The organism is Gillisella terrae, assembly GCF_004801395.1.
GTDB lineage: Bacteria > Pseudomonadota > Alphaproteobacteria > Rhizobiales > Rhizobiaceae > Allorhizobium > Allorhizobium terrae.
Window position 1 is genome coordinate 1 of sequence record NZ_SSOA01000032.1, and the last position, 431, is coordinate 431.

Sequence of the window (431 nt, forward strand, 5' to 3'; positions counted from 1 at the left end):
GATCTATTACAGTTCTATTAAAGTTTAACCGCGTGAAGAGACGTGCTCAAACACCCCAAACCATCGCATCCGCCACGCCCGACTGGCGGATCAAATCATCGCAAGGCTTGTTGATATGGCGCATATCATGATCACCGGAGGCTCCAGCGGCATAGGGCTGCACATTGCAGGTCTTTTGGTGCAGCGGGGCGATAGCGTCAGCTTGCTGGCACGCGACCAAGACAAGCTGGACGCGGCAAAGCGCACCTTGCAAAGCCAATATCCGAACAGCCGCCCGGTTCACACCCAAGCTGCCGACGTCACCGATGGTGCGGCGCTACACACTGCGGTCATGGAATGCGTTGCCATCCATGGTGCCATTGATACATTGATTGCCTCGGCTGGCATGATTATCCCCGGCAATTTTGCCGATCAAAGCGGTGCGGATTTTG

Annotated in this window: 1 protein-coding gene; it reads left to right on the forward strand. The window is 55.5% G+C overall.

The features are described from left to right. Positions 1-115 precede the first annotated feature (115 nt). Positions 116-431: SDR family NAD(P)-dependent oxidoreductase (locus E6C51_RS20015; RefSeq protein ID WP_190237306.1), on the forward strand; the 316-nt coding region annotated here is incomplete at its 3' end.